This window comes from Syntrophomonas curvata (genome assembly GCF_052976825.1).
Map to the genome: position 1 here is coordinate 2822431 of NZ_CM129641.1, position 24916 is coordinate 2847346.

General features: G+C 49.4%; 25 protein-coding genes. 10 read left to right on the forward strand and 15 right to left on the reverse strand.

Going from position 1 to position 24916, the window contains the following annotated elements; translation table 11 throughout:
- Positions 1-51: 51 nt before the first annotated feature.
- From ACU70B_RS12980 to ACU70B_RS13030, 11 genes are all read right to left on the reverse strand, one after another.
- The gene (locus tag ACU70B_RS12980; protein WP_447183942.1) at positions 52-1125 is read right to left on the reverse strand and encodes a nucleotidyltransferase family protein; all 1074 of its coding nucleotides are present in this window, start codon (positions 1123-1125) and stop codon (positions 52-54) included.
- Between the two features lie 139 nt (positions 1126-1264).
- The gene (gene cimA / locus ACU70B_RS12985; RefSeq protein WP_447185779.1) at positions 1265-2827 is read right to left on the reverse strand and encodes a citramalate synthase; all 1563 of its coding nucleotides are present in this window, start codon (positions 2825-2827) and stop codon (positions 1265-1267) included.
- Between the two features lie 38 nt (positions 2828-2865).
- Positions 2866-3936 carry a 3-isopropylmalate dehydrogenase gene (leuB, locus tag ACU70B_RS12990; RefSeq protein WP_447183943.1) on the reverse strand — a complete coding sequence of 357 codons (1071 nt, stop codon included), beginning with the start codon at positions 3934-3936 and terminating at the stop codon, positions 2866-2868.
- Positions 3929-4438, reverse strand: coding sequence for a 3-isopropylmalate dehydratase small subunit (leuD, locus tag ACU70B_RS12995; RefSeq protein ID WP_447183944.1), 510 nt, complete (start codon positions 4436-4438; stop codon positions 3929-3931). Before leuD ends, leuB begins: the two co-directional genes overlap by 8 nt.
- Before the next feature lie 32 nt (positions 4439-4470).
- Positions 4471-5730, reverse strand: a complete 1260-nt coding sequence (gene leuC / locus ACU70B_RS13000; protein WP_447183945.1) for a 3-isopropylmalate dehydratase large subunit — start codon at positions 5728-5730, stop codon at positions 4471-4473.
- A gap of 197 nt (positions 5731-5927) precedes the next feature.
- Positions 5928-6941, reverse strand: a complete 1014-nt coding sequence (ilvC, locus tag ACU70B_RS13005) for a ketol-acid reductoisomerase (protein WP_447183946.1) — start codon at positions 6939-6941, stop codon at positions 5928-5930.
- 51 nt (positions 6942-6992) lie between these two features.
- Positions 6993-7478, reverse strand: coding sequence for an acetolactate synthase small subunit (gene ilvN, locus ACU70B_RS13010; RefSeq protein ID WP_447183947.1), 486 nt, complete (start codon positions 7476-7478; stop codon positions 6993-6995).
- The gene (ilvB, locus tag ACU70B_RS13015; RefSeq protein ID WP_447183948.1) at positions 7475-9163 is read right to left on the reverse strand and encodes a biosynthetic-type acetolactate synthase large subunit; all 1689 of its coding nucleotides are present in this window, start codon (positions 9161-9163) and stop codon (positions 7475-7477) included. Before ilvB ends, ilvN begins: the two co-directional genes overlap by 4 nt.
- Positions 9164-9264: 101 nt before the next feature.
- A complete protein-coding gene (ilvD, locus tag ACU70B_RS13020; protein ID WP_447183949.1) occupies positions 9265-10926 on the reverse strand; it encodes a dihydroxy-acid dehydratase in 1662 nt (553 codons plus the stop codon).
- Between the two features lie 162 nt (positions 10927-11088).
- The gene (gene ilvE / locus ACU70B_RS13025) at positions 11089-11976 is read right to left on the reverse strand and encodes a branched-chain-amino-acid transaminase (protein WP_447183950.1); all 888 of its coding nucleotides are present in this window, start codon (positions 11974-11976) and stop codon (positions 11089-11091) included.
- Between the two features lie 396 nt (positions 11977-12372).
- Positions 12373-14373 carry a hypothetical protein gene (locus ACU70B_RS13030; RefSeq protein ID WP_447183951.1) on the reverse strand — a complete coding sequence of 667 codons (2001 nt, stop codon included), beginning with the start codon at positions 14371-14373 and terminating at the stop codon, positions 12373-12375.
- 229 nt (positions 14374-14602) lie between these two features.
- Between ACU70B_RS13030 and ACU70B_RS13035 the strand changes: the two genes are divergently transcribed.
- The 6 genes from ACU70B_RS13035 (at position 14603) to ACU70B_RS13060 (ending at position 21259) form a co-directional block, all read left to right on the forward strand.
- Positions 14603-15688, forward strand: coding sequence for an HD-GYP domain-containing protein (locus ACU70B_RS13035; RefSeq protein ID WP_447185780.1), 1086 nt, complete (start codon positions 14603-14605; stop codon positions 15686-15688).
- 288 nt (positions 15689-15976) lie between these two features.
- Positions 15977-16138: a hypothetical protein gene (locus ACU70B_RS13040; protein ID WP_447183952.1), complete on the forward strand. Its 162-nt coding sequence runs from the start codon at positions 15977-15979 to the stop codon at positions 16136-16138.
- A gap of 147 nt (positions 16139-16285) precedes the next feature.
- Complete coding sequence (locus tag ACU70B_RS13045; RefSeq protein WP_447183953.1) at positions 16286-17065, forward strand: enoyl-CoA hydratase/isomerase family protein; 780 nt, start codon at positions 16286-16288, stop codon at positions 17063-17065.
- Positions 17066-17229: 164 nt separating this feature from the next.
- Positions 17230-17892, forward strand: a complete 663-nt coding sequence (locus ACU70B_RS13050) for a PIG-L deacetylase family protein (RefSeq protein ID WP_447183954.1) — start codon at positions 17230-17232, stop codon at positions 17890-17892.
- Between the two features lie 16 nt (positions 17893-17908).
- Entirely contained in the window at positions 17909-18955 is a 1047-nt protein-coding gene (locus tag ACU70B_RS13055) for a glycosyltransferase (protein WP_447183955.1), read from the forward strand.
- A gap of 306 nt (positions 18956-19261) precedes the next feature.
- Positions 19262-21259, forward strand: a complete 1998-nt coding sequence (locus ACU70B_RS13060) for a methyl-accepting chemotaxis protein (RefSeq protein ID WP_447183956.1) — start codon at positions 19262-19264, stop codon at positions 21257-21259.
- Positions 21260-21378: 119 nt separating this feature from the next.
- On the opposite strand, the gene ACU70B_RS13065 is transcribed toward ACU70B_RS13060, so the two are convergent.
- Entirely contained in the window at positions 21379-21909 is a 531-nt protein-coding gene (locus ACU70B_RS13065) for a hypothetical protein (protein ID WP_447183957.1), read from the reverse strand.
- Positions 21910-22001: 92 nt separating this feature from the next.
- Positions 22002-22757 carry an SIR2 family NAD-dependent protein deacylase gene (locus ACU70B_RS13070; RefSeq protein WP_447183958.1) on the reverse strand — a complete coding sequence of 252 codons (756 nt, stop codon included), beginning with the start codon at positions 22755-22757 and terminating at the stop codon, positions 22002-22004.
- A 305-nt stretch (positions 22758-23062) separates the two neighbouring features.
- On the opposite strand from ACU70B_RS13070, the gene ACU70B_RS13075 reads away from it, so the two are divergent.
- The 4 genes from ACU70B_RS13075 (at position 23063) to ACU70B_RS13090 (ending at position 24040) form a co-directional block, all read left to right on the forward strand.
- Positions 23063-23287 carry a DUF1659 domain-containing protein gene (locus tag ACU70B_RS13075; protein WP_447183959.1) on the forward strand — a complete coding sequence of 75 codons (225 nt, stop codon included), beginning with the start codon at positions 23063-23065 and terminating at the stop codon, positions 23285-23287.
- 40 nt (positions 23288-23327) lie between these two features.
- Positions 23328-23552 carry a DUF2922 domain-containing protein gene (locus tag ACU70B_RS13080; protein ID WP_447183960.1) on the forward strand — a complete coding sequence of 75 codons (225 nt, stop codon included), beginning with the start codon at positions 23328-23330 and terminating at the stop codon, positions 23550-23552.
- A gap of 92 nt (positions 23553-23644) precedes the next feature.
- On the forward strand, positions 23645-23875 hold the full coding sequence (locus ACU70B_RS13085; protein WP_447183961.1) for a YvrJ family protein: 231 nt from the start codon (positions 23645-23647) through the stop codon (positions 23873-23875).
- 36 nt (positions 23876-23911) lie between these two features.
- The gene (locus ACU70B_RS13090) at positions 23912-24040 is read left to right on the forward strand and encodes a hypothetical protein (protein WP_447185797.1); all 129 of its coding nucleotides are present in this window, start codon (positions 23912-23914) and stop codon (positions 24038-24040) included.
- Here the strand turns inward: ACU70B_RS13090 and ACU70B_RS13095 are convergent.
- Together ACU70B_RS13095 and ACU70B_RS13100 are read right to left on the reverse strand one after the other, a co-directional pair.
- Complete coding sequence (locus ACU70B_RS13095) at positions 23990-24184, reverse strand: helix-turn-helix domain-containing protein (protein ID WP_447183962.1); 195 nt, start codon at positions 24182-24184, stop codon at positions 23990-23992. The genes ACU70B_RS13090 and ACU70B_RS13095 overlap by 51 nt on opposite strands.
- Positions 24166-24774 carry a queuosine precursor transporter gene (locus ACU70B_RS13100; RefSeq protein ID WP_447183963.1) on the reverse strand — a complete coding sequence of 203 codons (609 nt, stop codon included), beginning with the start codon at positions 24772-24774 and terminating at the stop codon, positions 24166-24168. The genes ACU70B_RS13095 and ACU70B_RS13100 overlap by 19 nt, the downstream gene beginning before the upstream one ends.
- Positions 24775-24916: the final 142 nt, after the last annotated feature.

Sequence of the window (24916 nt, forward strand, 5' to 3'; positions counted from 1 at the left end):
TGAATCCGGGGCATTGTTGCTTCCCATGGCGATTGACCCTCTGACCAGGCTTTATCCCGAAACCTCCAGATGCAATTCATCTCCTACGGTATAAAAAACCTTGCCTCGGGACGGCACCTCAACCTCATCCTGCAGGGTACAGCCTCCAGCCACCACGGCACCAGAATTAAGCTTGACTCCCTGCCCCAGTATACAATCAAACCCCACTACGGCTTCTTTAATGATGGATTTATCATTAATGACGGTATTATTCCAGATTATCGAATTGCTTATGTATGCATTGTTGCCGATCCTGCACCCGGAACCGATAACCACACTGCCCTCAAACCTGACATTCTGGCCGCAAACAGCTCCCTCCCCCAGGAGTACCCGCGCCCCTTCAGCCGTATTGATTATCTTGCCCGACGCAGCGGTTTTAACCCGCTGCTGCAGTATATCCGCATGAGCCTGACAATAGGTGGAAATATTGCCCACATCGCACCAGTAAGCCTGCACCGGCCGGCCATAAAAAGGCGCCCCTATCTTGACCAGATGGGGAAAAACCTGTTTGCCGAAATCATAAAACTGCCGGGCCGGTATATATTTGAATATTTCGGGCTCAAAAACATAGATGCCGGTGTTGGCCAGGTGGCTTAAAGCCTCCTCGGCCCGGGGCTTTTCCTGAAATCTTTCAATTTTCCCCTGGTCATCAGTTATAACCACCCCAAAATGCTCGACCTGCTGCACTTCTTTTAAAGCTATGGTGGCCAACGCCCCCTTCTGGTGATGAGCCTCAAGCAGTGCTCCCAGATTAATATCGGTCAGGGCATCCCCGCTGATTACTACAAAGGTATCGTTCAAAAACCACTCACAGTTTTTAACTCCGCCGGCCGTACCCATAAGCTCATCTTCCGGTGAGTACTGCATTTTTACCCCGAATCTGCCCCCATCGCCAAAATAGGAGCTGATATTGCCGGCATGGTAATGCAGATTGCAGATCAGGTCATCAAACCCATGAGTATGGAGCAGGGTTACTATGCTTTCCATCAAAGGGACATTGGCCATCGGTATCATGGGCTTGGGTATTTGAGTAGTCAGGGGCATTAATCTCGATCCTACCCCGGCTGCCATTATCATTGCCTTCATGTATACTACCCCCTGCCAGTATTGCTGTTATAAATATACACCAAAATGGCAAATGACAGCAATTGCTTATCATGGAAGGAGACGGTCCATATTAAAAACGAACCGTCTCTCTTATCCCCGCTTCCGGTATTGCCGGCCTTTACATGCGTTTTTTCAGGAGCAGGTAGTTTATACTGTCCACCAGGGCCTGCCAGGAAGCTTCAATGATGTTCTCGGAAACCCCTACCGTACTCCACTTATCACTCTGGTTAGCGGAGTCAATCAGGACCCTGACCTTGGCGGCCGTACCGTTGTTGCCATCCAAGACCCTGACCTTGTAGTCGCTGAGGTGCATCTCGGCTACCTCCGGGTAAACTTCGTTAAGGGCCTTGCGCAGAGAATTGTCCAGGGCATTGACCGGACCGTCGCCCTCGGCTGCGGTGTGGAAAGTATGGTCGCCGATCTGCACCTTGATCATGGCCTCGGCGGTTATATCGTCTTCTTCGTTCTTCTCCAGAATTATCTTGAGATTCTTAAGCTGGAAAAATTCCTCATACTGGGCGAAGGCCTTGCGCAGGAAAAGTTCCAGCGAAGCGTCGGCGCCTTCAAACTGGAATCCCTGATTCTCCAGTTCCTTGATTTCCTTAATCAAACGCTTGGTCTCGGCATCATAGGCATTGACATCAATGTTCAGCTCCCGGGCCTTATAGAGCAGATTGGAAAGGCCGGAAAGTTCGGAAACCAGTACCCTTCTGTGATTCCCCACTTCTTCCGGGTCAATGTGCTCATAGGTAAGCGGGTCTTTCAACAGCGCACTCACGTGTATGCCTCCCTTATGAGCAAAAGCCCCGTGCCCGACAAACGGTTGGTTGCTGTAATGGGGCATATTGGCAATCTCGCCCACGTAATGGGCCGCTTCACTTAAGTTTTTCAGATTCCCCGCCGGCAGGCAGCTGAATCCCATTTTAAGTTCCAGATTAGGGATAACGGAACAGATGTCGCTATTACCGCAGCGCTCGCCATAACCGTTGATAGTTCCCTGAACCTGAGTACATCCTTCTTTGACTGCTGCCAGGGAGTTACCGACCGCGCAGCCGGAATCATTGTGGGCATGTATCCCCAGCGGGATTTTTACCTGTTTTTTCACCTGCCGGACAATATCTCCGATCTCCCAGGGCATGCTTCCGCCGTTGGTATCACAGAGAATCAGCCAGTCCGCCCCGGCCTGGGCCGCAGCCTCCAGGACCTGCAGGGCATAATCCCGGTTATGCTTGCAGCCATCAAAAAAATGCTCGGCATCAAAAATTACTTCCCGGTCTTGGTCCTTAAAGTAGCTTATAGTCTCCCGAATCATGCTCAGATTTTCTTCCAAAGTGGTTTCCAGAGCCCGCAGGACATGGAAATCCCAGGTTTTGCCCACCAATGTAATAGTCCGGGCCCCGGACTCCAGCAGGGCTCTGACATTGCCATCCCGGGTTACCGGGGTATTGGGTCTGCGGGTGGAGCCAAAGGCAGCGACCCTGGTATGGCTCAAATCCAGGCGCTGGGCCAGTTTAAAGAACTCCAGGTCTTTAGGATTGCTGCCGGGCCATCCGCCCTCTATATAAGAGACTCCCAACCAGCCAAGTTTCTGGGCTATCTTGATCTTATCGTCCAGGGAAAAGGAGATTCCCTCTCCCTGCGATCCATCCCGCAGGGTAGTATCATAAATCAGAACATCCAGCTTCTTATCCCCAACGCATCTAACCTCCGCTATAAGAATTAAGTATTAATATACTCCACCACCAGGTCTCCCATTTCTATCGTGCCCAGCAGCTTTTTGCCTTCTTCCATAAGGTCGGGGGTACGGTAGCCTTCGGCCAGTACCCGGCGAACCGCCTTCTCTATCGCAACCGCTTCCTCTTCCCGGTCAAAAGAAAATCTTAGCATCATCGCTGCCGATAAGATGGTCGCCAGCGGGTTGGCCTTGTTTTGTCCGGCGATATCCGGAGCGCTGCCGTGAGCCGGCTCATAGAGCCCTACCCGGCCGCCGATAGAAGCGCTGGCCAGCATGCCTATGGAACCGGTCAGCATGGAGGCTTCGTCGGTCAATATATCGCCGAACATATTCTCCGTGACAATCACATCAAACTGGCCGGGATTGCGAATCAGCTGCATAGAACAATTGTCTACATACATATAAGTAGTTTCCACATCGGGATACTCACCAGCCAGCCGCTTGACTGTCTCCCTCCATAGACGCGAGCTTTCCAATACATTGGCTTTGTCCACCGAACACAGCGTGCCTCTCCTCTTGCGGGCCGCCTGATAGGCAAAGCGGACAATCCTTTCTATTTCATAGGTCGAATAACTAAGTGTATCGGTGGCTTTCTCTCCATCGGGAGTTTTCTCCCGCTTTTTCTCGCCGAAATAAATGCCCCCGGTGAGCTCCCGGATTACGAGGATATCCACCCCCGAGACGACTTCCTCTTTGAGGGTGGAGGCATTTAACAAGCCCGGGAAAAGTATGCACGGGCGCAGGTTGGCATAAAGCTCAAGCTCTTTGCGCAGAGGCAGCAAGGCCCCTAATTCCGGGCGCAGGTGCACCGGCAGATTATCCCACTTGGGTCCGCCTATGGCTCCCAGCAGCACCGCATCCGAACGGCGGCACAGATCCAGGGTGGCATCCGGCAGGGGATACCCGCAGATATCATAAGCTGCCCCGCCCACCGGGGCTTCGGTGAATTCAAACTCCATACCGAATTTTTTACCTACCGCCCTTAAAACCTTAACTGCTTCGGGTACTATTTCGACTCCTATTCCATCTCCGGGAAGAACAGCAATCTTATACATGAATTCCACCCTTTCGTCTTTTCCATTTAATGTAATTGATCAGGCCGCCTTTAGCCATAATCTCCTGCATAAATCCGGGGAAAGGCGCGGCCGCAAACACTTCACCGGTTCTGAGATTGCGCACCTGCCCCCGGCCGAGATCCACTTCCACTTCATCCCCCTCGTTAACAGCATCTATAGCCTCATCACACTCGAGGATGGGAAGCCCTATGTTTATAGCATTGCGATAAAAAATCCGGGCAAAGGAACGGGCGATGACACAGGATATTCCCGCTCCCTTGATGGCTATCGGGGCATGCTCACGAGAGCTGCCGCAGCCAAAATTCTTATCCGCAACTATAATATCGCCTGCCTTAACTTTGCCGGGAAAATCAGCATCGGCATCTTCCATACAGTGCCGGGCCAGCTCGACGGGGTCAAAGGTATTCAGATAGCGTGCCGGTATAATGGCATCAGTATCAACATCGGCGCCAAATTTATGCACCTTACCGCTAAACTTCATAAATATCCTCCTTAAAACATGCTGCGGCGGAACTATACCTCCCAGGGAGGAGTTATGCGTCCTTTTATGGCGCTGGCGGCGGCTACCGCCGGACTGGACAGGTAGACCTCGCTTTCCGGATGGCCCATGCGGCCTACGAAATTGCGGTTGGTCGTGGCCAGGGCCCTCTCTCCCTTGGCCAGGATGCCCATATGCCCTCCCAGACAGGGACCGCAGGTCGGTGTGCTGACTGCCGCTCCGGCCTCAATAAAGGTTTCAATATAACCCCGGCGCAACGCTTCCAGGTAAATCTGCTGGGTGCCCGGGAACACTATCAGACGTATTTCCGGGTGCACCTTCCTGCCCTTGAGCAGGGAGGCGGCAATCTGCAGATCCTCCAGCCTGCCGTTAGTACAGGAGCCTATCACCACTTGATCCAAGCTTACTTCACCGGCTGCGCTGACCGGCCGGGTATTTTCCGGAAGGTGGGGGAAAGCCACCACCGGTTCCATTTTCGATACATCATATTCCCGAATCTCAAAATAGCCGGCATCGGCATCAGATTGATAAACCTGGTAGGGCCGCCGCGCTCTCTTTTCCACATATCGGCGGGTTATGTCATCGGCAGCAAAAATACCGTTCTTGCCTCCCGCTTCAATAGCCATATTGGCCATGGTAAAACGGTTGTCCATCGACAGCCGGGCGATAGCTTCCCCGGTAAATTCCATGGACATGTAACGGGCGCCGTCAACCCCGATATCTCCTATGGTATGAAGTATCAAATCCTTGCCGCTGACCCACTCCGGCATTGCTCCATAATATACAAATCTGATGCTTTCCGGTACCTTGAACCAGACCTCACCGGTAGCCATACCGGCTGCCATATCAGTAGAGCCCACACCAGTAGCAAAAGCCCCCAGTGCCCCGTAAGTACAGGTATGGGAATCAGCCCCGATAATCATGTCGCCGGGAAGCGCCAGGCCCTGCTCAGGCAGCAGACAGTGTTCTATCCCCATGCAGCCGATCTCAAAATAATTCTTTATACCGAACTTGCGGGCGAAGTCACGCATAATTTTGCTCTGCTCGGCTGATTTTATATCCTTATTGGGCGTAAAATGATCCGGTACCAGGACAATCTTTTCCACGTCAAAGACCCGGTCCATTTCCAGTTTGGCAAATTCAGCTATAGCTACCGGTGCAGTAACATCATTGCCCAGCACTACATCCAGCTTGCAGTTCACCAGTTCGCCCGGAGCTACAAAATCTTTCCCCGCATGACTGGCAATAATCTTCTGGCTCACTGTCATTCCCATTGTTTTACACATCCTTCAAAGATTCATGCGACCGCAAACAGCGCTTTGCGCCTCGCGGTTACCGTTGCTGTTCAAAATAATATTTATTGACGGCATTGAGCTTGTAATCATGTTTGTGAATTCCAGATTTTAAACTAAGGTTGGAAAAGCCAAGCTTTTCCTTCCTCAATTCAAAATTCATGATCATAAAAAAATTATTATTTGCTTTCCTTTAACCAAGGCATCATGGCCCGGAGGTCAGCCCCTACCCGCTCTATCAGATGCTCCCGGTTCTGGCGCTTCAAGGCATTAAACTGGGGTCTTCCTACCTGGTTTTCCAGCAGCCAATCCTTGGCAAACTTTCCTTCCTGGATATCCTTTAAAGCCTCTTCCATGGCCCAACGAGCCTCTTCTCCGATTACGTCCGGCCCTTTAGTGTAATCACCCCATTCCGCCGTGTCACTGATGGAATAGCGCATATAACCCATGCCGCCTTCATACATGAGGTCAACGATCAATTTCAGTTCGTGGAAACACTCGAAATAGGCTATCTCCGGCTGGTAACCGGCATTAACCAGGGTCTCAAAGCCGGTCTTTACCAGTTGGGTAACCCCACCGCAGAGTACGCACTGCTCGCCGAAAAGGTCGGTCTCGGTTTCTTCTTTGAAGCTGGTCTCGATAACTCCTGCCCGGGTGCAGCCTATGCCGCAGGCATAAGCCAGACCAATATCCTTGGCCTGCCCGCTGTAATCCTGCTGTACCGCCACTAATCCCGGCACGCCGGCACCCTTGACATACATGCGTCTTACCAGATGGCCGGGGCTTTTGGGAGCAACCATAAAAACATCAACAAAGGCCGGCGGCACTATCTGACCAAAATGAATATTAAAGCCATGAGAAAAGCCCAAGGCATCACCTTCTTTAAGGTAGGGCCTGATTTCACTGTCATAAACCCGGGCCTGAACCTCATCCGGCAACAGGATTTGAATAACATCCCCGGCCTGGGCTGCTTCGGCTACGGTCATGGGCTGAATCCCCGCTGCGATAACTGCATTCCATTCCTTTTCACTGGTTTCATCAAAGGGCTTCCTCAAGCCTACCACCACCGTAAGCCCGCTTTCCTTTAGATTCTGCGCCTGAGCATGCCCCTGAGAGCCGAAGCCCATAACCGCAATGGTTTTCCCCTTTAAAAGATTCAGATTGGCATCTGCGTCATAATACATTTTTGCCATTATAAATACCTCCTTAAAATCTATCAGCACCAGGCAATACCCGGCTGCATGCTATTTGATTTCCCCGCGTACCATGGCTATAATCCCGGTACGTACCAGTTCCATAACTCCAAACGGTTTAAGCGATTCCACTATGGCGTCAATCTTGCCACTGTCACCGGTAACCTCTATGATCAGGGAATTTTTGCCGATATCCACTATCCGGGCCCGGAATATGTCTACAATCTGGACTATGTCAGCCCGCACATTGTTGTCGGCCCTGACCTTTATCAGGACCAATTCCCTTTCCACCGAGCGCTCTTCCGTTATATCGACGATCTTTATAACTTCAACCAGCTTGTATAGCTGTTTGGTCACCTGTTCCAGGATTTTCCCGTCTCCCATGACCACTATGGTTATACGGGAAATACCGGGATTTTCAGTTTCCCCCACCGCCAGGCTTTCAATATTATATCCCCGCCGGCGGAACAGCGTGGTTACCCGGGTAAGCACACCCGGCCGATTCTCGACCGTCACCGCCAAGGTATGTTTTCTCATATCTCGTCACCCCCCAGCATATGGGAGAGAGAACCTCCCGGAGGTACCATGGGATATACATCAGCTTCCCTTTCCACCAGGATATCCAGAACCACCGGGCGGTCAGTTTCCCGCAGAGCTTGCTGCAGGGCTGCCCCCAGTTCCTCTTCCCGGGTTACTCTGATGCCAACCGCCCCGTAAGCTTCGGCCAGCTTGACGAAATCAGGCTGGTGGCTTATATCGGTGTAGGAATAGCGTCCTCCATAAAAGAGGCCTTGCCACTGCCGCACCATTCCCAGAAACTGATTGTTGAGGATACATATAATAATAGGCAGACGGTATTGTACCGCTGTGGCTAATTCCTGTATGTTCATCTGGATGCTGCCGTCTCCGGCTATGTCTATTACCGGCAGATCCGGGCGGCCGATTTTGGCTCCGATAGCGGCCGGGAAGCCATAACCCATGGTGCCCAATCCACCGGAGGTAAGAAAGGTGCGAGCGTGTTTAAACTTATAGTACTGGGCGGCCCACATCTGGTTCTGCCCCACTTCAGTGGTGATAATGGCATCGCCTTGAGTCAGGTCGCATATCTTCTCAATAACACTTTGCGGCATTATCCGGCCTTCACAGGAGGAACCGTAGCGCAGCGGAAATTCTTCTTTCCAGCGATCAATAGTCTGGTGCCATTCCCAGTATTGTTCCACTGCTTCCAAACGCTGATTGATTGCCTGCAGCACCTCTTTTACCTGACCCACGATCGGAACATCCACATCCACATTTTTCCCAATCTCGGCCGCATCTATGTCAATATGAATTACCCGGGCATGGGGTGCAAAGGTTTCGATTTTTCCTGTGACCCGGTCGTCAAAACGTACCCCCGCCGCAATAAGCAGGTCGGCTTCACCGATTGCATAATTGGCATAGCGGGTACCGTGCATGCCCAGCATGCCGAGATTAAGATAGCTGTTGCCGGGTATGGCGCCCATGCCCATCAAGGTAGTCGTTACTGGTATTTTGCGTTTTTGGGCCAGTTCTCTTAATTCGCCGGCAGCATCAGAGGATATCACTCCTCCTCCGGCATAAATAACCGGTCTTTTAGCATTTTTTATCAAATCTACCGCGGCTATTACCTGCCCCGAGTTGTATCCCTTCATAACCCGATACCCGCGCAGATTTACCTCGGCATCTCCGGCTTTATAGTCTATGCTTCTTTCCATGACATCTTTGGGCAAATCTACTACCACCGGGCCGGGACGGTTGGTCCGGGCTATATAAAAGGCCTCTTTCACCGTTCGGGCCACATCTTCGGTTCGCTCCACCAGATAATTGTGCTTGGTTATCGGCAGAGTGATTCCGGTTATATCAGCTTCTTGAAAAGCATCCCGGCCAATCAAAGGGGTCCCCACCTGACCTGTAAAACAGACCAGAGGAATGGAATCCATGTTAGCGGTAGCAATCCCGGTTACCAGATTGGTAGCTCCCGGGCCGGACGTAGCGATACAAACCCCCACTTTCCCTGTTGCCCGCGCATAACCATCGGCCGCATGTGCCACCCCCTGTTCATGGCGAGCCAGAATATGGCGGATACTGGATTCGAACAGCGCGTCATAAATAGGAAGAACCGCCCCCCCCGGATAGCCGAATACCGTATCAACTCCCTCTTCCTGCAAGCACCGCAGTAAAATATCTGCTCCCTTTAACTGCACCTGCATCACCTCCAAATTAATTATATTGAAGCATTGCTAAAGCATAATATTAACAAAAATAGCGGGCTTTTGATGGCCCGCTTATTTTACCTCCGGCCGTTCTATTTTCTGAAGATTGCGCCGGTGCTGGCTGACTGTACCATCTCAGCATATCTTTTCATATATCCGCTTTTAATCTTGGGCTCCGGCACCTCCCAGAGGGCTTTTCTCCCGGCAAGTATCTCTTCGTCTACCATAAGGTCCAGCCTGCCGGCCGGAATATCTATTCGTATGAGGTCGCCTTCCTCGACCAGAGCAATCAGTCCACCGGCTGCAGCTTCAGGGGACACGTGTCCTATGGATGCTCCCCGGGTAGCCCCGGAGAAGCGCCCGTCGGTGATAAGGGCTACTTCTTTATCCAAACCTATTCCTGCTATAGCCGAAGTGGGAGTAAGCATCTCTCTCATGCCCGGCCCTCCGGCAGGACCCTCATAGCGTATGACAATAACATCGCCCGCTATAATTCTCCCTCCCAGTATAGCTGCAACTGCCGCTTCCTCCGAATCGAATACCCGGGCCGGACCCTGGTGCAGCATCATTTCCTCGGCTACCGCACTTTTTTTCACCACAGCTCCCTCGGGAGCCAGGTTACCGAATAGTATGGCCAGACCGCCCGTAGGGCTGTAGGGATTGTCAATCGGCCTGATAACGGTGTGGTCACGCACCGGGGTGGAAATAATGTTTTCACCCACCGTCCGGCCGCTTACGGTCAGACAATCGCTATTAACCAAATTATTCCGGTTAAGCTCATTGAACATGGCCGGAATTCCGCCGGCCCGGTATAAATCCTCCATGTGGTGTGCGCCTGCCGGACTGAGTTTGCACAGGTGGGGAGTAGTAGAACTTACCTCGTTAAACCGGTCGAGGTCGATATTGACCCCAGCCTCGCGGGCAATGGCCAACAGATGCAGAACCGAGTTGCTGGAACAGCCAATGGCCATGTCCAGGCGCATAGCATTATGGAAGGCATCGGCAGTCATTATATCCAGGGCCTTGATGTCTTTTTCCCAGAGCCGCATTACCTGCATGCCGGTCCGCTTGGCCAGCCTTATTCTTTCCGAATAGACTGCCGGGACGGTGCCGTTTCCCGCCAAAGCCATTCCCAATGCTTCGGTCAAACAGTTCATGGAGTTGGCAGTAAACATACCGGAACAGGAGCCGCAGGTGGGGCAGGCATTTTCCTCAAGCTCGGCCAGTTCATCCGGGTTCATCCGGCCGGCGGCGGCAGCGCCTACACCTTCGAAAACCTGGGTCAGGCTTACGGCTTTGCCCTGAACCCGTCCGGCCAGCATGGGGCCGCCGCTAATAAATATGGAAGGCAGATTTAGTCGGGCTGCTGCCATAAGCATACCTGGCACTATCTTATCACAATTGGGAATAAACACCAGTGCATCCAAGGCGTGAGCGGTGGCCATAATCTCGACCGAATCAGCAATCAATTCGCGGCTGCCCAAAGAATACTTCATGCCGGTATGGTTCATGGCGATGCCATCACAAACCCCGATGGTGTTAAACTCCAACGGAGTCCCCCCGGCTATGCGAACCCCTGCCTTAACCGCTTCGGCAATCTTATCCAGGTTAATATGACCGGGTATAATATCGTTTTTGGAATTTACGATTCCCACCAGGGGCCGGGACATCTCTTCATCGGTAAGCCCCAGGGCTTTAAATAAAGAGCGGTGGGGAGCCTTTTCCAGGCCCTTTTTGGCCAAATCGCTGCGCATGTTGTTACCTCCTGATACTTGGGATGCGTTAAAATCAGTAAAATAAAACCACCGATTAACACTGATTTTTGTCTTATAGGGTCCTGCCTACTGCTTGCCCGTGTACCCTATGGGAGGGGCTGCGGCTAATATACCCCTTACGGCACAAAGGCTGATCAAGCATTATTTAAATATAATTGCTTCCGGGCCTTCGGGCTCTTTAACCAGTTCCCTGAATGCGGTCAGGAGCTTATTGAAAAACGGACCTGGTTTACCGTCGCCGATCACCCTGGAATCTATATTGGTTACCGGGATTAATTCGGCTGCCGTCCCGGTTAGGAAAACCTCGTCGGCAACAAAGAGGTCATAGCGGGTAAAAACGGTTTCTTCCAGCTCCATGCCCTGAGTCCGGGCCAATTTAATAACTTCGTTGCGGGTTACTCCTTCCAGCATGCCTACGTGTAAAGCCGGAGTCTTAATTACGCCATTCTTGACTATGAATATATTGTCACCGGAACACTCGGCTACATAGCCTTCCTGATTGAGCAGAATGGCTTCCTCAGCTCCGGCGATATTGGCCTCCAGTTTGGCCATTATATTATTCAAATAGTTTAGTGATTTGATCCTCGGGTTTACTCCTTCGGGTCCATTACGACGTGTAGGCACCGTTATAACCGTTAATCCCTTTTCATAAAATTCATCCGGATAAAGGTTAATGGAAGACGCGATGCAAACCAAGGTCGGCACCGGACATTTTCTGGGATCCAGCCCCAGGTCGCCCCGGCCTCGGGATGCCACCACCCGGATATAGGCATCTTCCAGCCCGTTCAGGCGGCAGGTCTCAACGATAATTTCACCCATCTGGGCACGGGTTACGGGCAGCGGCAAACTAATTGCCTTGGCCGAATCGAAAAAGCGGCTAACATGATCCCTGAGGCGAAATACGCTGTTATGGTAAGCCCTGATGCCTTCAAAAACCCCGTCACCGTAAAGAAATCCGTGGTCAAAAACTGATACCCTGGCATCCTGCTCGTCAACAAATCTGCCATCCAAATAAATTCTCAGTCCCATCCATACCACTCCTTATTTTTCCTCAATAATCCATTCTGCCAGTTAAAAAAGGATATAAAAAAACCTCCCGCCCGGTTCAGGGACGAGAGGTATTTCCCGCGGTACCACCCTGCTTGTCGCTGTTTTTGCGACCTCTTGCAGCACAGACTTTTTCACTAATGCTAACTTGCTAACGGACTTTTTTCGTCCGGCACCACCTACTTAACCTTCAGTCTTTCAGATAGCGGCTCGGGGGTGATCACCACATGCAATTTTGATACCGGTTCTCAGCTTATCCGGCTCTCTGTTATCAAGTGACCTCATGTGTCAGTTCCCTTCATAGCCGATTCAATATTTCGCTTTGCTTAGTTATCTATAAAGTATATTTAAAGGATGAGGTGCTGTCAATACACTCTTTTATTGTTTGCCTTCTTTTTTTTGCTCCACTTTACGAATATACTCCTTAAGGTCGATATTTTTCCTGTACTGGAGGCAGGGAGTTTTACTCTTTTGTTTAAGATTTTTAAACATGGCCCACAACAGCCTGCTCCCTTCTTCGGTCTGACAAGCCTCAAAAGGGCTCATGCCACTTAAGGGGAGCAAGTGGCTATGATACCATTTGTCCAGATATATATCCTTTAAAGCCGGTTCCAATCCCGGATGCTCTTTTTTCACATCGCTGGTTAACACATCAAAAAAGCCTTCATTGCTCACTTCCATCCCATCGAACTCCAAATACTCATACATCTGTTCCTCGAACTCCTGCCGGGCCAGGCTCATATCCCTCTCCCCGAAAGTAGATACGTTAACCCAGTTGGGCCCCAGCAGGTATTCGGCCAGGAAATTATTGCCGCCGCTTTCTTTTACTATCTGATAATAAACCGTGCACTCCTGGTTCAGCTTAATCTTAAGAGTCTTTAAGACATCCAAGCGTTCCAATACCCGGCTGCGATCTTTTATTAAATACCTGGTGGTTACAAAACGCATGCCATCATCATAAATATTTTGCTCCTCCGGGCTGAACAGCAAATCCTCAAAACTCATATACTGCCCTCCGAGATAGGTGTAGGCCGTCATCAGGCTTATCTCATAGTCACCCCGAACCACAACCGCGGAATCCGGCTCCGAGTTCAGAAAATCATGAATATCAGCTATGGTCGCCCGGTTCTGGGAAATAACTATGAGCTCGTCGCCGTTTATAACCACATCGGCTATAACACCGCTCATAAAGGATATGCCGTGGTTGAAATTATCATCGAAGTAACTGATGCGCAAATGGGTGCCGCAGGGCAATTCTTCAACTTCCCGGATATTGTCCACCCGATCCAGAACCTCAAAAAGTGCTTCCAGATCAACGATTTCAAATACCCGGCACAAGACCTGCCTGCTCAGAGGGGATTGATCCGAAGAGGGATCAACGAGGTTAAAACTATGCCTTTCAATATCCCCGATAGCCCAGTAGCCCAGTTCATATAAGAGATAAAAGCTATACTCACTGTAATAGAATTTGTGGTTTTCTACCCTTACGGTTTGGGCTTTGACCCGGGCGGTATGCCTGGAGCCCTGTACCTCATTGGCCTGCCCCTCCAGCAGCATTGCATCCGGATTTAGCAATTCGGCAAAGCGTTCGAGAAAAAGGGATGGAGATAATTGGCGTCCGGATACTATAGAAAAAATATAGGCAAAATCATTTTGACTGAGGGCATTAAAAAAGCTGTTTATCACCTGCCGCGGCGTTAATCGGGCCGACACTTTCCTCATCAGTTCTTTAACCCATTCATAACTCTGGTTTATATTTTGATCCAGGTATTTTTGATACATAAATCTTCCCAGGGCAGGCCTGCTCATATGGGTAACATTAAGATTGAAAGCTTCATACAGCAGATAGCAGGTCTCTTCCAGGTTGAGTTCAACCATTTCCGCAGTGGTTTTGCGGTCTCGTTCGTATTGCTCTAAAGGTATATTGTCTATGATGAAAAAACTGTGTATTCCGTCAGGATTAAAAGTGAGATAAAAACATTCCATATGAATCCCTGACCCTCCGGTATCCCAGGCCACATCAAGGGTCATACGGCCAGTGTGGCGGCTGGCGCTGGCATAAGTCTTAATAAATTCCCCTTCGAAAAAAGCGGGCGGGCTGATATCCATTCCCGCCATGCGGTATTTTTCCAGGACCCGGTCACATACTATAGCCAGTTCAGCTCCATATTCCGCTTTAAGGAGATAAAAAAATGCTACCATAGCCGGCTCGTGAAAGGCAGATAGGCCATCTACCACCTGAGGACGAATATCATACGGTATATCCTCAACCATATCCAGAATGGACAAACAGCCCTCACTGCTGACCACCGATTTTTTTATATCATCAGCCAGATTTTTCAAAACCGGCCTCGGGATATAAGGTTTTTTACGTTTCATATAGCTCCTCGCTATTCTATTTCTAACTGTGATTTTAATGTATCATGTTAAGCTTAATATAGCAATTATAGAACCCATCGCCGGTCATAAAGATTGAAAAACCCCGTCCGTATAAATATCGCTGATAGGATAATTTAAAAATCTGCAGGAAATCGGCAAAAAATACAGAATCTATACGAACAACGGCAAAAGACTATACATACATTGCAAGGTGATTTTTTTGAAACGCATGCTGGTTAAAGATTTGCAACCTGGTATGGTGGTAGCACGGGCTATATTCACCAGTGACGGCAGGATTCTATTACACAGCGGTATGGTTTTAACCGCTAACTATATCGGTAGGCTCGATCAAATAGGCGTTAATTCAGTTTATATAAGAGATGAAATATTCGGCGATTTTGATATTCAAGATGTGGTTTCGGAGGAAACCCGGATTGAAACTACCAAGGTGATGCGGGACAGCTTTGCCAGATTGGAAAAAAAGCACAGTCTCAATATTCAAATAGTAAAGCAGACCGTTGACGGGATTATTGATGAACTGTTGATGAACCGCAATATAATGCTTAATTTATCAGACATACGTACCTTTGATGATTACACCTTCGCCCATTCGGTAAACGTATGCATTCTTTCCGTGATGACCGGAATCACCATGGGTTATAATCATCTACAGTTAAGCGAGCTGGGTCTGGGATCTCTTTTGCACGATATCGGGAAAATCAGAGTCAGCATCGATATCCTGAATAAACCGGGAGACCTTACCCGGGAAGAGTTCATGGAAATAAAACGACATCCCCGATATGGTTTCGAAATTCTGCGCGACTACAACGAGGTCTCGCTTTTATCTTCCCATATAGCCTTCCAACATCACGAGCGCTGGGACGGCCAAGGCTACCCCCGCAGCCTGGCCGGTGAGGATATACACAAATATGCCCGGATAGTTGCCGTCGCTGATATTTATGATGCCTTGCTGGCTGACCGGCCTTACCGCCCATCCTACTCACTTAACCAGACCTTGACTATTTTAAAACGGATGTCCGGGATTTATCTGGATCCGGCCTGTGTCACAGCGCTCATCTCCAATGTTGCCGTCTATCCTGTCGGTACCGTTGTGGAGCTAAACACCGGTGACATAGGCATAGTAGTCGACGTTAACCGTGAATACCCTGCGCGGCCCGTAGTGAGGATAGTTTTTAATGCCGGCAAAAAAAGGCTTACCAATGTGCACGAGGTAGATTTGTCCAAGCTCTCCACCGTTTTGATTACCAGGTCCCTTGGCGAAGCCGAAATTGAAAGTCTTAAGGGCAAGTCCTGACAACTCGCTCTGCTTTTCAGGTTGTTATTCTTCCAGAGGCTCTGCCGGGCAGCAGAATAGCTGAACAGCAAATTGAATAAAATTCGTTTTCTCATCGCAAGCTATGAATGGTGATGCAAATGTTGACAAAAATATTAACCCTGATGTTAATTTTAACCATCGGCGGAACTTTAATTTATTTATTGGTTATAAAAGTCTTCCCCTCCGTGATGAAAAAAAATTGAAATGTTATCCTGATATATTTAGCTGGGCTTATGTTCAAAATAGAATATAGAAGGAGGGATAAAAATGACCAGGTATCGCACTAGCGACGGTAAAGAAGACTTAAAACAAAAGTTCCACTACTTCGGGGCCATGGCAATACCATTGGCTTTTCTGAACGGCCTTTTTTTCGGTGGTTATGCCCTTCGTAAAATCAGACAATACTGGGAAGGCGGCCCCATGGACTAATTGCTTTTCCTCCTTTTTTAATCTTCAATGGTTTACCGACCGGTAAACCATTTTTTATTGGTTTTAAATTTTTCGTCAAATAATAAACGTTAACGTAATAATATTATGGTATTATCAAATTAACAAATATTAGTGGGAGGGTGTATTATGGTTGATTACAATACTTATGAGACATTGAAAACGGAGAGTTTGGATTCAAGGATACTGGTGGTCAGTCTCAACCGACCCCAAAAACTGAATGCCATGAATCGTCAGATGGTCAAGGATCTGGTTGACCTTTGGACCAGACTGCAGCATGATCTGGAAACCAGGGTGGTGATACTCAGAGCCGAGGGGGAAAAAGGGTTCTGCGGCGGAATGGACGTAGCTGATGTCTTTCAACCGGATATGATGAAGGCTCCTGTTCTTTATGACTTCCAGTATGACCTGGGTAAAATTGAAATAGCCATGCGCCAGATTCCCCAGCCGATTATCTGCGTCGTACATGGTGCTGCTGCCGGCGCGGGTATGTCCTTTGCCCTGGCCTCGGATATTCGCATCATTTCCCCTGATGCCAGATTCAATGCGGCCTTTATCAATGTAGGCATCGGCGGAGCCGATATGGGTTCCAGCTATTTTCTGCCCCGGCTGATTGGGGCCGGCAGAGCTTACGAGTTAATGCTTACCGGCCGTTTTATGAAGGCCGACGAAGCCATGCAGCTTGGATTTGCCTCCCGTTGTGTGGAAAAGGAAAAGTTGATGGAAACGGCAATGGAAATTGCCCGGGTCATTGCCGGCAAAGATCCCCTGGTTATCAAACTGACTAAAGAGGCCATTAATCAGAACATAGACTGTGCCGGCCTGGAAGCTGCCATACATATGGAAAACCGCAACCAGGCCTTTATTATCGCCCACAATTTACAGCTGGCAGCAGCACAAAAAGGATAAACAAAATAATCGGGCCCGGAGGCTTATCGGCCTTCGGGCTTTTTTCTTGGAACCGTTGTTGGGCCCTGGGATATTATATAGAGTAAGGCCATCAGCTTCTATTATGGCTCCGGGATTTATGTTAACATTTTAGACAAAGCCAAAAAGGGAGGCAGGTACTTAAAATGAAGCAAATTCTGGTTGTAGCGCCCCATCCGGATGATGATATTATAGCCTGCGGCGGCAGTATAGCCAAACATTGCCAGAACGGCAATCAGGTTGCTATTATGTATATAACCTCAGGTGATGCCGGGGGAATACGATACGGCAAGGACGAACTGGCTGCAATAAGAGAAGCGGAAGCCCGCCAGGCAGCTGCCTTGCTGGGGATAAACAACCTGTTTTTTTTGAGAATGGCCGACGGCTATATCGAAATTAACAAAGAAAACCTTATCCGGATTACTACCCTCATCCGGGCAATAAAACCCCACATGGTATACATTCCGCATGATCGCGACGGCTGCCGCGATCATAAAGAAACCCACCATCTATTGCGGGAAGCTTGTAAAAGGGCGGCAGAGCCTTTTTTCCCCGAATGCGGAAAGGAACCATGGCCGGTAGAGACTATTCTTGGTTATGAAGTTTGGACTCCCATCGAAGAAGTGTCTTACGCCGAAGATATCAGCGATTTCATCGACAGGAAGCTGGCAGCTATACAGCAGCACCATTCCCAATTGGAATACTACCGATATGACGAAGCAGTTAAAGGACTTAATCGCTACCGGGGGATAATGACGGGAAAAGGCGATTACTGCGAAGCCTTTCAGCTTATAAAATATTCAGCATAGGAGATAAAGTTCGTTCATGGCATCACACCTTATGAATTCCACCATTCTTATGATAACTCCTTTCCATAAAAAATCGCGGGGCAACAAGCTTACCAGTGAAAGGCTGCAAACCGGCCTGCAGAAGCGGGGATGGACCATAGACCTGCTGTCTCTGGAGTCAGATGACTGGCAATGCATACTGTCCGGGGCTTTAAAAGAGAAGCGCTATTCATTGATTCACGGACTTAATATAACTTATTTCAGCCGGGTATTATCCGTTTTTCCTGATATCGCTCAACTCCCTCTGGTCCTGACTACTACCGGCACCGATTTAAATTATGACATCCAGTCTAGCTTTAAACCGGAAATAGCAGAAACCTTAAATGCGGTTAAGTATATTGTTGTTTTTGACGATTACTTCAGAACCATTTTTCAACAGTTCTACCCGAAGAGCGCGTCCAAATTGGTTACTATTCCCCAGGGAGTTTCACTGGAAAAAAGGAAAGGTCCCGACCGTAACGAACTGGGATTGAACGAAAATGACTTTGTGTTCCTCCTGCCCAGCGGTCTGAGGCCAGTCAAAAACCTGGAATTTGCTATTGACGCCCTGGAAAAACTGCATCCTGAATTCCCTAACCTGCGCTTACTTATTCTCGGCGCCGTTATCGATCAGAAATACAGTGAGTTCATTCAAAAGCGTATCCGAAGCCTGCCTTGGACAGTATATCCGGGGGAATTTCCCCATGACCAAATGTACGGCATGATGTCGCTGGCCGATGTAGTGCTCAATACTTCCTATGGCGAGGGACAGCCCCAGGCGGCTCTGGAGGCTATGAGCCTGGGCAAGCCCTGTCTGCTCACAGCTGTGCCGGGTAACTTAAACATAATTGTAAATGGCCGGGAAGGTTATTATATCCAGAGCCAAGCGGATATGGTTGCTGCTGCCCGTATCCTGATAACCAACCGGCAGCTATGCCGGCAGATGGGGGAAAATGCACGTCGCCTGGTGGAGAAAAAATATTCCCTGCAGAAAGAGCTCTGTGGTTATGAGGCCATATACCAAAGGCTTTTACCCGGGAATTGACCTTCATTACTTTGGGGGCAATCCCGGTGTTGCCCGAAATCATTGCTATAATTGGGACTTTTAGGTATAATTTTTTTATATATACGACTATTTATTGACCAGAAATCACATCATTCACACTCAAACCGCATGCTTTACCACTAATCCTTGAACACCAACCCCTATGATTCGCTTTCGCGATAATCCTGCCATTGTCGCTGTAGCTGCCACCGGCTCAATCGCCTGATAACCCGGTAAATATGGAGGTGAGGCAAGCTTTTCCGGGCCAGAGAAACCAACAGACAGACATTTAAGGGAGGGGTTATATTGAAAAGTATCGCTTTAAGACTCACTGTATATTTTAGTGCAGTTGTAATTCTCTTCTGTGGCGGATTAGGTTATTTTGCGTACACCAGGGCGTCAGCCGCCCTTATGAATAATATAGAAGAAAATGTCGTGGCCCGGGCCGAGGATACCACCAAACTGATAAGCAGCGAGCTGAATAACTGCATCATGGTTATGGAAACTATAGCCGCCATGGATGAGATCAAGAGCATGGACGCGAACCGGCAAATACGTGCATTGCAGGCCGAAAATAAACGCCTGGGATATTCGATGATGGGGGTAGCCAATCTTGCCGGAGAGGTACATACAACGGCCGGCTCCAGCGCCAACTTGTTTGACCGGGACTATTTTCAAAAAGCCCTTAACGGTCAATCGGCCTTTTCCGATCCCATAGTAAGCAGAATAGACGGAAGCGTTATCGTTATGCTGGTCTCTCCCGTCAAAGCTGCTGATGGCAGGGTCATTGCCGTACTTGCGGCGGCAGTAGACAGTTCCATTATGAGCAGGATGGTGGCTGAGGTTAAGTTTGCTCAAACCGGATATGCCTATATGCTGAACCGTGATGGAAACGTTATCGCCCACCCCAAGACCGATATGGTCATAGATCAGTACAATCCGTTTAAAGAGGCAGAAAAGGACCCGGGATTGCTTCCCCTTACAGCTCTGGCCCAGAAAATGGTCGATGGTGAGCGGGGTTACGGTGAATACCTATGGACTGATGGCAGCCAAAAATTTATGGGCTTTGCCCCGGTTCAAGGAACCGGTTGGTCGGTAGCAGTCACTGCACCATGCTCGGAAGTGCTGGCCGGTTTGCAGAAAATGAAAATCACTGTGCTGCTGATTACTGTGATTTTTCTGCTGGTGGGTATAGCAGTAGCCAGTATTCTGGGTTTCAGGCTGGCTAAGCCCATAAAAGCAGTGGCCGACCATTCCCGCAGTATCGCGGCTGGCAACCTCACGGTGGAGGTTGAGGATGCATACCTGCAGCAACGGGACGAAATCGGTTACCTGTCCCGCGGATTGGACTACATGGTCAAAAACCTCAAGAGCATGATTACCGATATCAACCTTAATTCTCAGGAAGTAGCGGCATCCAGCCAGCAACTGGCAGCCTCCGGTGAAGACATAGCCGCCGGCATGCAGCAGGTATCAGCCTCAACTGAGGAAATAGCCGCCGGCATGCAGGAGGTGTCCGCGGCAGCTGAAGAGATCAACGCTTCCGGCCAGGAAGTGGCTGCCGCTCTCACCGAGGTAAACCGTAAAGCCAAACTGGGTCATGCCAATGCTCAGGAAATCGAACAGCGGGCTCTAAAGGTGCAGGAAGGGGCCGAACAAGCGCAAAAAACAGCAGTGGACATCTACGATAGTATTCGCCAGAAGCTCCTGCAGGCTATAGCCAATGCTGCAGTCGTAGAGCAAATCACCGGACTGGCACAGAACATTGCCGCCATCGCTGACCAGACCAATCTCCTGGCTCTGAATGCCGCCATTGAAGCTGCCCGTGCAGGTGAGCAGGGCAAGGGGTTTGCCGTCGTTGCCGAGGAAGTCAGAAAACTGGCTGAAGATTCAGCTTCAACAGTTAGTGAAATACATAGCCTTACTTCCCAGGTACAGGAAGCTATTAACAACCTCATCAACAACTCCAATGAACTGCTAGAGTTCATTAATCATGCGGTTATAAGCGATTATTCCCGTATGCTCAATATAGGCCAGCAGTATAAAGATGACGCAGACATGCTCAGTTCCTTAACCCGGGATATAAGCAGCAACATTCGCCAGATAATGCAGGCCATGATTGAAATCGGCAAAGCTATCGAATCAACCACGGCTACATTAGCCCAGTCCACCGCCGGTACTCAGGAAATCGCCCGGAGCAGTGAAATGGCAGCCCGTTCAGCTATCGAAATCAGTCAAGCTTCACGACGAATGGCTGAAAACGCTGAAAAACTCAACCTACTGGTTGAGCGGTTCCAGGTTTGATAGCAGATGGGTTGCCTCAAGCAGGAGGCCTAGACTGACAGATTCGTTATGTATATGGCGGCTGCTTTTACCGTATATCATCTGCAGTACCCGGCCTATGGGGCCGGGTACTGCATTCCTTATCGGGCGGAACTGCCGTTGTTTATTATCGGGCGGTTGCCGCAAATGCCCTGACCACCGTTACAGCCATCCTGACCGGCTCCGCCGTTTCTAAAGCCAGCCCCCCGGCAACAGCCTCGGCCGGATTCCGGGCCTTCCAGTCGCTCTTTGATGTTCTGCTGCATATTGTTCATACACGAGTCATACTGCTCCTGGGTAATACGGCCGGCATCGAGATTGGCCTTCAATCTTTCCTGATTCCTGGCGCTGATTTGGTTCACCAGCGTCTGTTCATCAATTCCATTGTCTTTGGCTATATCCAAGATGGTTTTGCCCCCGTGTCTCTGCGCCTGGACATCACTGACATCCTTGCCCGCGAGTTCGGCCAGGGCAGCAACCATAGTCCTTGCCCCTCTGCTTACTCCAGCTTTACCGTATTCACCGGCAGCAGCCGGGTTATTTCCCCCAGCCATGGCTGGAACGGCTACTCCCAGCACAAAGACTGCCAACAGCGCTAAAATACTAGCTTGGACATACTTTTTAGTCTTCATCCTAAAACCTCCTTTTTTTGTTTACGGTAAAACTATAACAGGAGAAGCTCAAAAAAATTTCAGGAAACTCTTAAGATTTCTTGATAATTGCATTAACCCATCCGCCGGTCAATTTCCCGGAGTATTTCACCGGTACCGGCATTGCCTACTTCAATCTTGACCAAGGCGGCATGATCCATGTGGGTAGGGCCTTTATTGATAATAATCAGATCCTGGTAGAAAGTACTGAATTCTTTAACAAATCCGGCCAGAGGGTAGACCGTCAGCGAGGAACCGATTACCACCAGTACCCGGGCCGCCATTATCCGTTCCCGGGCATCAACGTAGTTTTGGATAGGTTCCCCGAAAAGCACTACATCAGGTTTTAGTATCCCGCCGCATTGGGGGCATTCCGGAACTGGTTCCTTCATCTCCCGCACCTGGTCGCTGCTGTAATATTTGCCGCACCTGGTTCGGGTACAGACAAAGCGGTCAGCATTACCGTGTACCGGGATAACATTTTTACTGCCTGCCTTCTCATGCAAACCATCAATATTTTGGGTGACAACCGCCTTAACTCTTCCCTTTTTCTCCATGGCGGCCAGTACCTTATGGGCCAGACTGGGCTCTACCGGCGGAAAAACGAAATACTGGCGGTAAAATTCATAGAATTTTTCCGGGGTTCTTTGAAAGGTACTGATGTTTATTATGCTCATTACCCGCTCCTCACCCAGGGTTCGGTAAATCCCTTTCTCCCCACGAAAGTCAGGTATTCCTGCTTCAGTGCTGATGCCGGCACCGGTTACCACTACCGTATTATTGGAGTTGGCCAGCACAGATACGGTCCTGTCCAGTACATCATTATTCATCTCTATCCCTCCCAAGCTTTTCTTAGCCATTATCTTATACTTGCAGGCGTCAAAATCCTCCCCCTATTATCTTAAAGGTTTAGCACCGGCTTCAGGAACTAATAATCGGTTATTGAACTCCTGCCCTCCTATCTGCAATTATTCTTGGAACTAATCCGGCAAACTGCCGGCTCTGTTATTGCCTGCGGCAATTCAACACTACTTCTCCAATTCCCGCTATTACCCTTTTTCCTTACTGCCGCCTAAAATTATGTCCAGAAGCCCGGCTCAGCCCGGGTGGAATAAAGTAAAGGAGGTGTAGGAGCATGGCCATAACCGCAAATACCATCGCCACTGACCTGGTTCTGGTAATGGATAACGGGACTGGCGCCTCAGGTCAGCAACTCAGCAAAAACCGGGCATTTACCAAGGTAAAACCGGATGCAGCCAACGCGGATCTCTTCGCAGTAGCCCAGGATCTGCTCAGTTTGCAGGACAAAACCGGTCTTTCCGTACAGCGTAGGGATATCGTGGAAATTAAGAACCAGTAAGCCGCAGGTAAATCAAATTTTATAGAAAGGAGGAACCCCTATGTCTACTCAGAGAACTCTCGAAATGGATTTTGCCACCGAACTTAACCGCACCCAGCGTTTGCGGGTCTATGACGCCCGTCAGGATCTTAACGCCGCCGATATTTCTACCGCCATGGGCAATATCATCGCTAAAAATATATTCAACGGCAGCGGCGGGGCATTGACCGGAAAAGCTGCAGCCAGGATAATAACCAAAAATGTTGAGGAAATCGACCTGGTTTAGATTCAGTCTTCTCTGCGGGCAGGAATCCTGCCCGCCTGCTTTTCCTTATCCAAACAGATAGGACATTTATGATATGAAAGGAAGTGCCAGCGGTGGATGATTGGCTTAATCTTATCGGCAACACAGGCTTTCCGATTGCAGTTTCGGCCTACCTTTTAATCCGGGTGGAGGCGAAACTGGGACAGTTGACTAACGCAATCGCCCAACTCCGCGAAGCTATAATTACCCTGCCCATGCGAGACTGCTGTATGCCGCCAACCACACCGGTCACCCCTTCCCACAGGAATACGGAATCTTTTACTGTCAATCCGCCACCTGCATAGAGGGCCACAAAGTGGGATCAGGAGGCCAGGGACTATTTGGCGGGATATCGTGGGGACGGCGCCGGCGATATGAATATTAATATCGCCGGCGCCGTCCCCACTTGTTTGCTCCCTTTACAGACCAAACTTATACTTTTTCATCTTACGATAGACAGTATTACGTGAAATTCTCATGGTTTTCGCTACTTGACTGATATTACCTCCATATTTGTTCAGCAAAATATCTTTACGGTTTTTTCTTAACATACCCAACCACCGGATAGACTCACCAATCCCCCAGCACATCGGTATCAGCAAGCCCGGGCCCATTTTACCATCAGGTAAGCCAGCGGGGTGCCGGCAAGGGCTTCCAGACCTATCTTGAAGAAGTACTGGCTCAGGAGCATAATTAACAGTACCCGGTTCGGGACAACACCATAGAAAGCAATCGTTATAAATACTGCCGTATCAAGAAACTGTCCTACTATCGAGGAGCCTATTGTCCTTACGAAGAGCAGGCGGGTACCGGTCCGGGATTTAATCTTTTCCAAGGTATAGCTGTTAACCAGCTCCCCCAGCAAATAAGCTATAAAACTGGCAACCACTATTCGGGGCACCATCGCAAATATGGACATATAGGCATCCTGATGGGGCCATACCAGTGCCGCCGGCAGTAATCCTCCGAGGTAGGTGAAAAAGACCATGGTCAAATTGGCGCCAAAGCCGATTACTATCACCTTGCGGGCATAATGATAACCCCATACTTCTGTAATAACATCACCCAGCATGAAACAGAAAGGATAAATGATAACTGCGGCCGGCAGCACCAAGGGGCCAATCGCGGTTAGCTTTACCGCCAGGATATTACTGACCAGCAGGCTTACTACAAAAGCAATGGAAATAATCTCTCGTCTACTCAATCGTTTCATCCCTTCTCATCTGTTAATCTTATAAGAGATTATCTTAAAAAAGCCTGTTTTGCCACTCTGTTTTTGCTTTTACGGCTATGGGCCAATGAAGTGACTCCGGTATTCTGCTGACGATTGCGGTATACTTTACCCC

What these genes read in the sequence shown, in the direction of transcription:
- ACU70B_RS13050 (WP_447183954.1), top strand. Translation starts at nt 17,230, where the DNA reads ATGAAGCAAATTCTGGTTGTAGCGCCCCATCCGGATGATGATATTATA.
- ACU70B_RS13040 (WP_447183952.1), top strand. Translation starts at nt 15,977, where the DNA reads ATGACCAGGTATCGCACTAGCGACGGTAAAGAAGACTTAAAACAAAAG.
- ACU70B_RS13055 (WP_447183955.1), top strand. Translation starts at nt 17,909, where the DNA reads ATGGCATCACACCTTATGAATTCCACCATTCTTATGATAACTCCTTTC.
- ACU70B_RS13095 (WP_447183962.1), bottom strand. Translation starts at nt 24,184, where the DNA reads ATGGGCCCGGGCTTGCTGATACCGATGTGCTGGGGGATTGGTGAGTCT.
- leuD (WP_447183944.1), bottom strand. Translation starts at nt 4,438, where the DNA reads ATGAAGTTTAGCGGTAAGGTGCATAAATTTGGCGCCGATGTTGATACT.
- ACU70B_RS13030 (WP_447183951.1), bottom strand. Translation starts at nt 14,373, where the DNA reads ATGAAACGTAAAAAACCTTATATCCCGAGGCCGGTTTTGAAAAATCTG.
- ACU70B_RS13075 (WP_447183959.1), top strand. Translation starts at nt 23,063, where the DNA reads ATGGCCATAACCGCAAATACCATCGCCACTGACCTGGTTCTGGTAATG.
- leuB (WP_447183943.1), bottom strand. Translation starts at nt 3,936, where the DNA reads ATGTATAAGATTGCTGTTCTTCCCGGAGATGGAATAGGAGTCGAAATA.
- ilvE (WP_447183950.1), bottom strand. Translation starts at nt 11,976, where the DNA reads ATGGGACTGAGAATTTATTTGGATGGCAGATTTGTTGACGAGCAGGAT.
- ACU70B_RS13045 (WP_447183953.1), top strand. Translation starts at nt 16,286, where the DNA reads ATGGTTGATTACAATACTTATGAGACATTGAAAACGGAGAGTTTGGAT.
- leuC (WP_447183945.1), bottom strand. Translation starts at nt 5,730, where the DNA reads ATGGGAATGACAGTGAGCCAGAAGATTATTGCCAGTCATGCGGGGAAA.
- ACU70B_RS13070 (WP_447183958.1), bottom strand. Translation starts at nt 22,757, where the DNA reads ATGAATAATGATGTACTGGACAGGACCGTATCTGTGCTGGCCAACTCC.
- ilvN (WP_447183947.1), bottom strand. Translation starts at nt 7,478, where the DNA reads ATGAGAAAACATACCTTGGCGGTGACGGTCGAGAATCGGCCGGGTGTG.
- ACU70B_RS13080 (WP_447183960.1), top strand. Translation starts at nt 23,328, where the DNA reads ATGTCTACTCAGAGAACTCTCGAAATGGATTTTGCCACCGAACTTAAC.
- ilvC (WP_447183946.1), bottom strand. Translation starts at nt 6,941, where the DNA reads ATGGCAAAAATGTATTATGACGCAGATGCCAATCTGAATCTTTTAAAG.
- ACU70B_RS13065 (WP_447183957.1), bottom strand. Translation starts at nt 21,909, where the DNA reads ATGAAGACTAAAAAGTATGTCCAAGCTAGTATTTTAGCGCTGTTGGCA.
- ACU70B_RS12980 (WP_447183942.1), bottom strand. Translation starts at nt 1,125, where the DNA reads ATGAAGGCAATGATAATGGCAGCCGGGGTAGGATCGAGATTAATGCCC.
- ilvD (WP_447183949.1), bottom strand. Translation starts at nt 10,926, where the DNA reads ATGCGCAGCGATTTGGCCAAAAAGGGCCTGGAAAAGGCTCCCCACCGC.
- ACU70B_RS13035 (WP_447185780.1), top strand. Translation starts at nt 14,603, where the DNA reads ATGCTGGTTAAAGATTTGCAACCTGGTATGGTGGTAGCACGGGCTATA.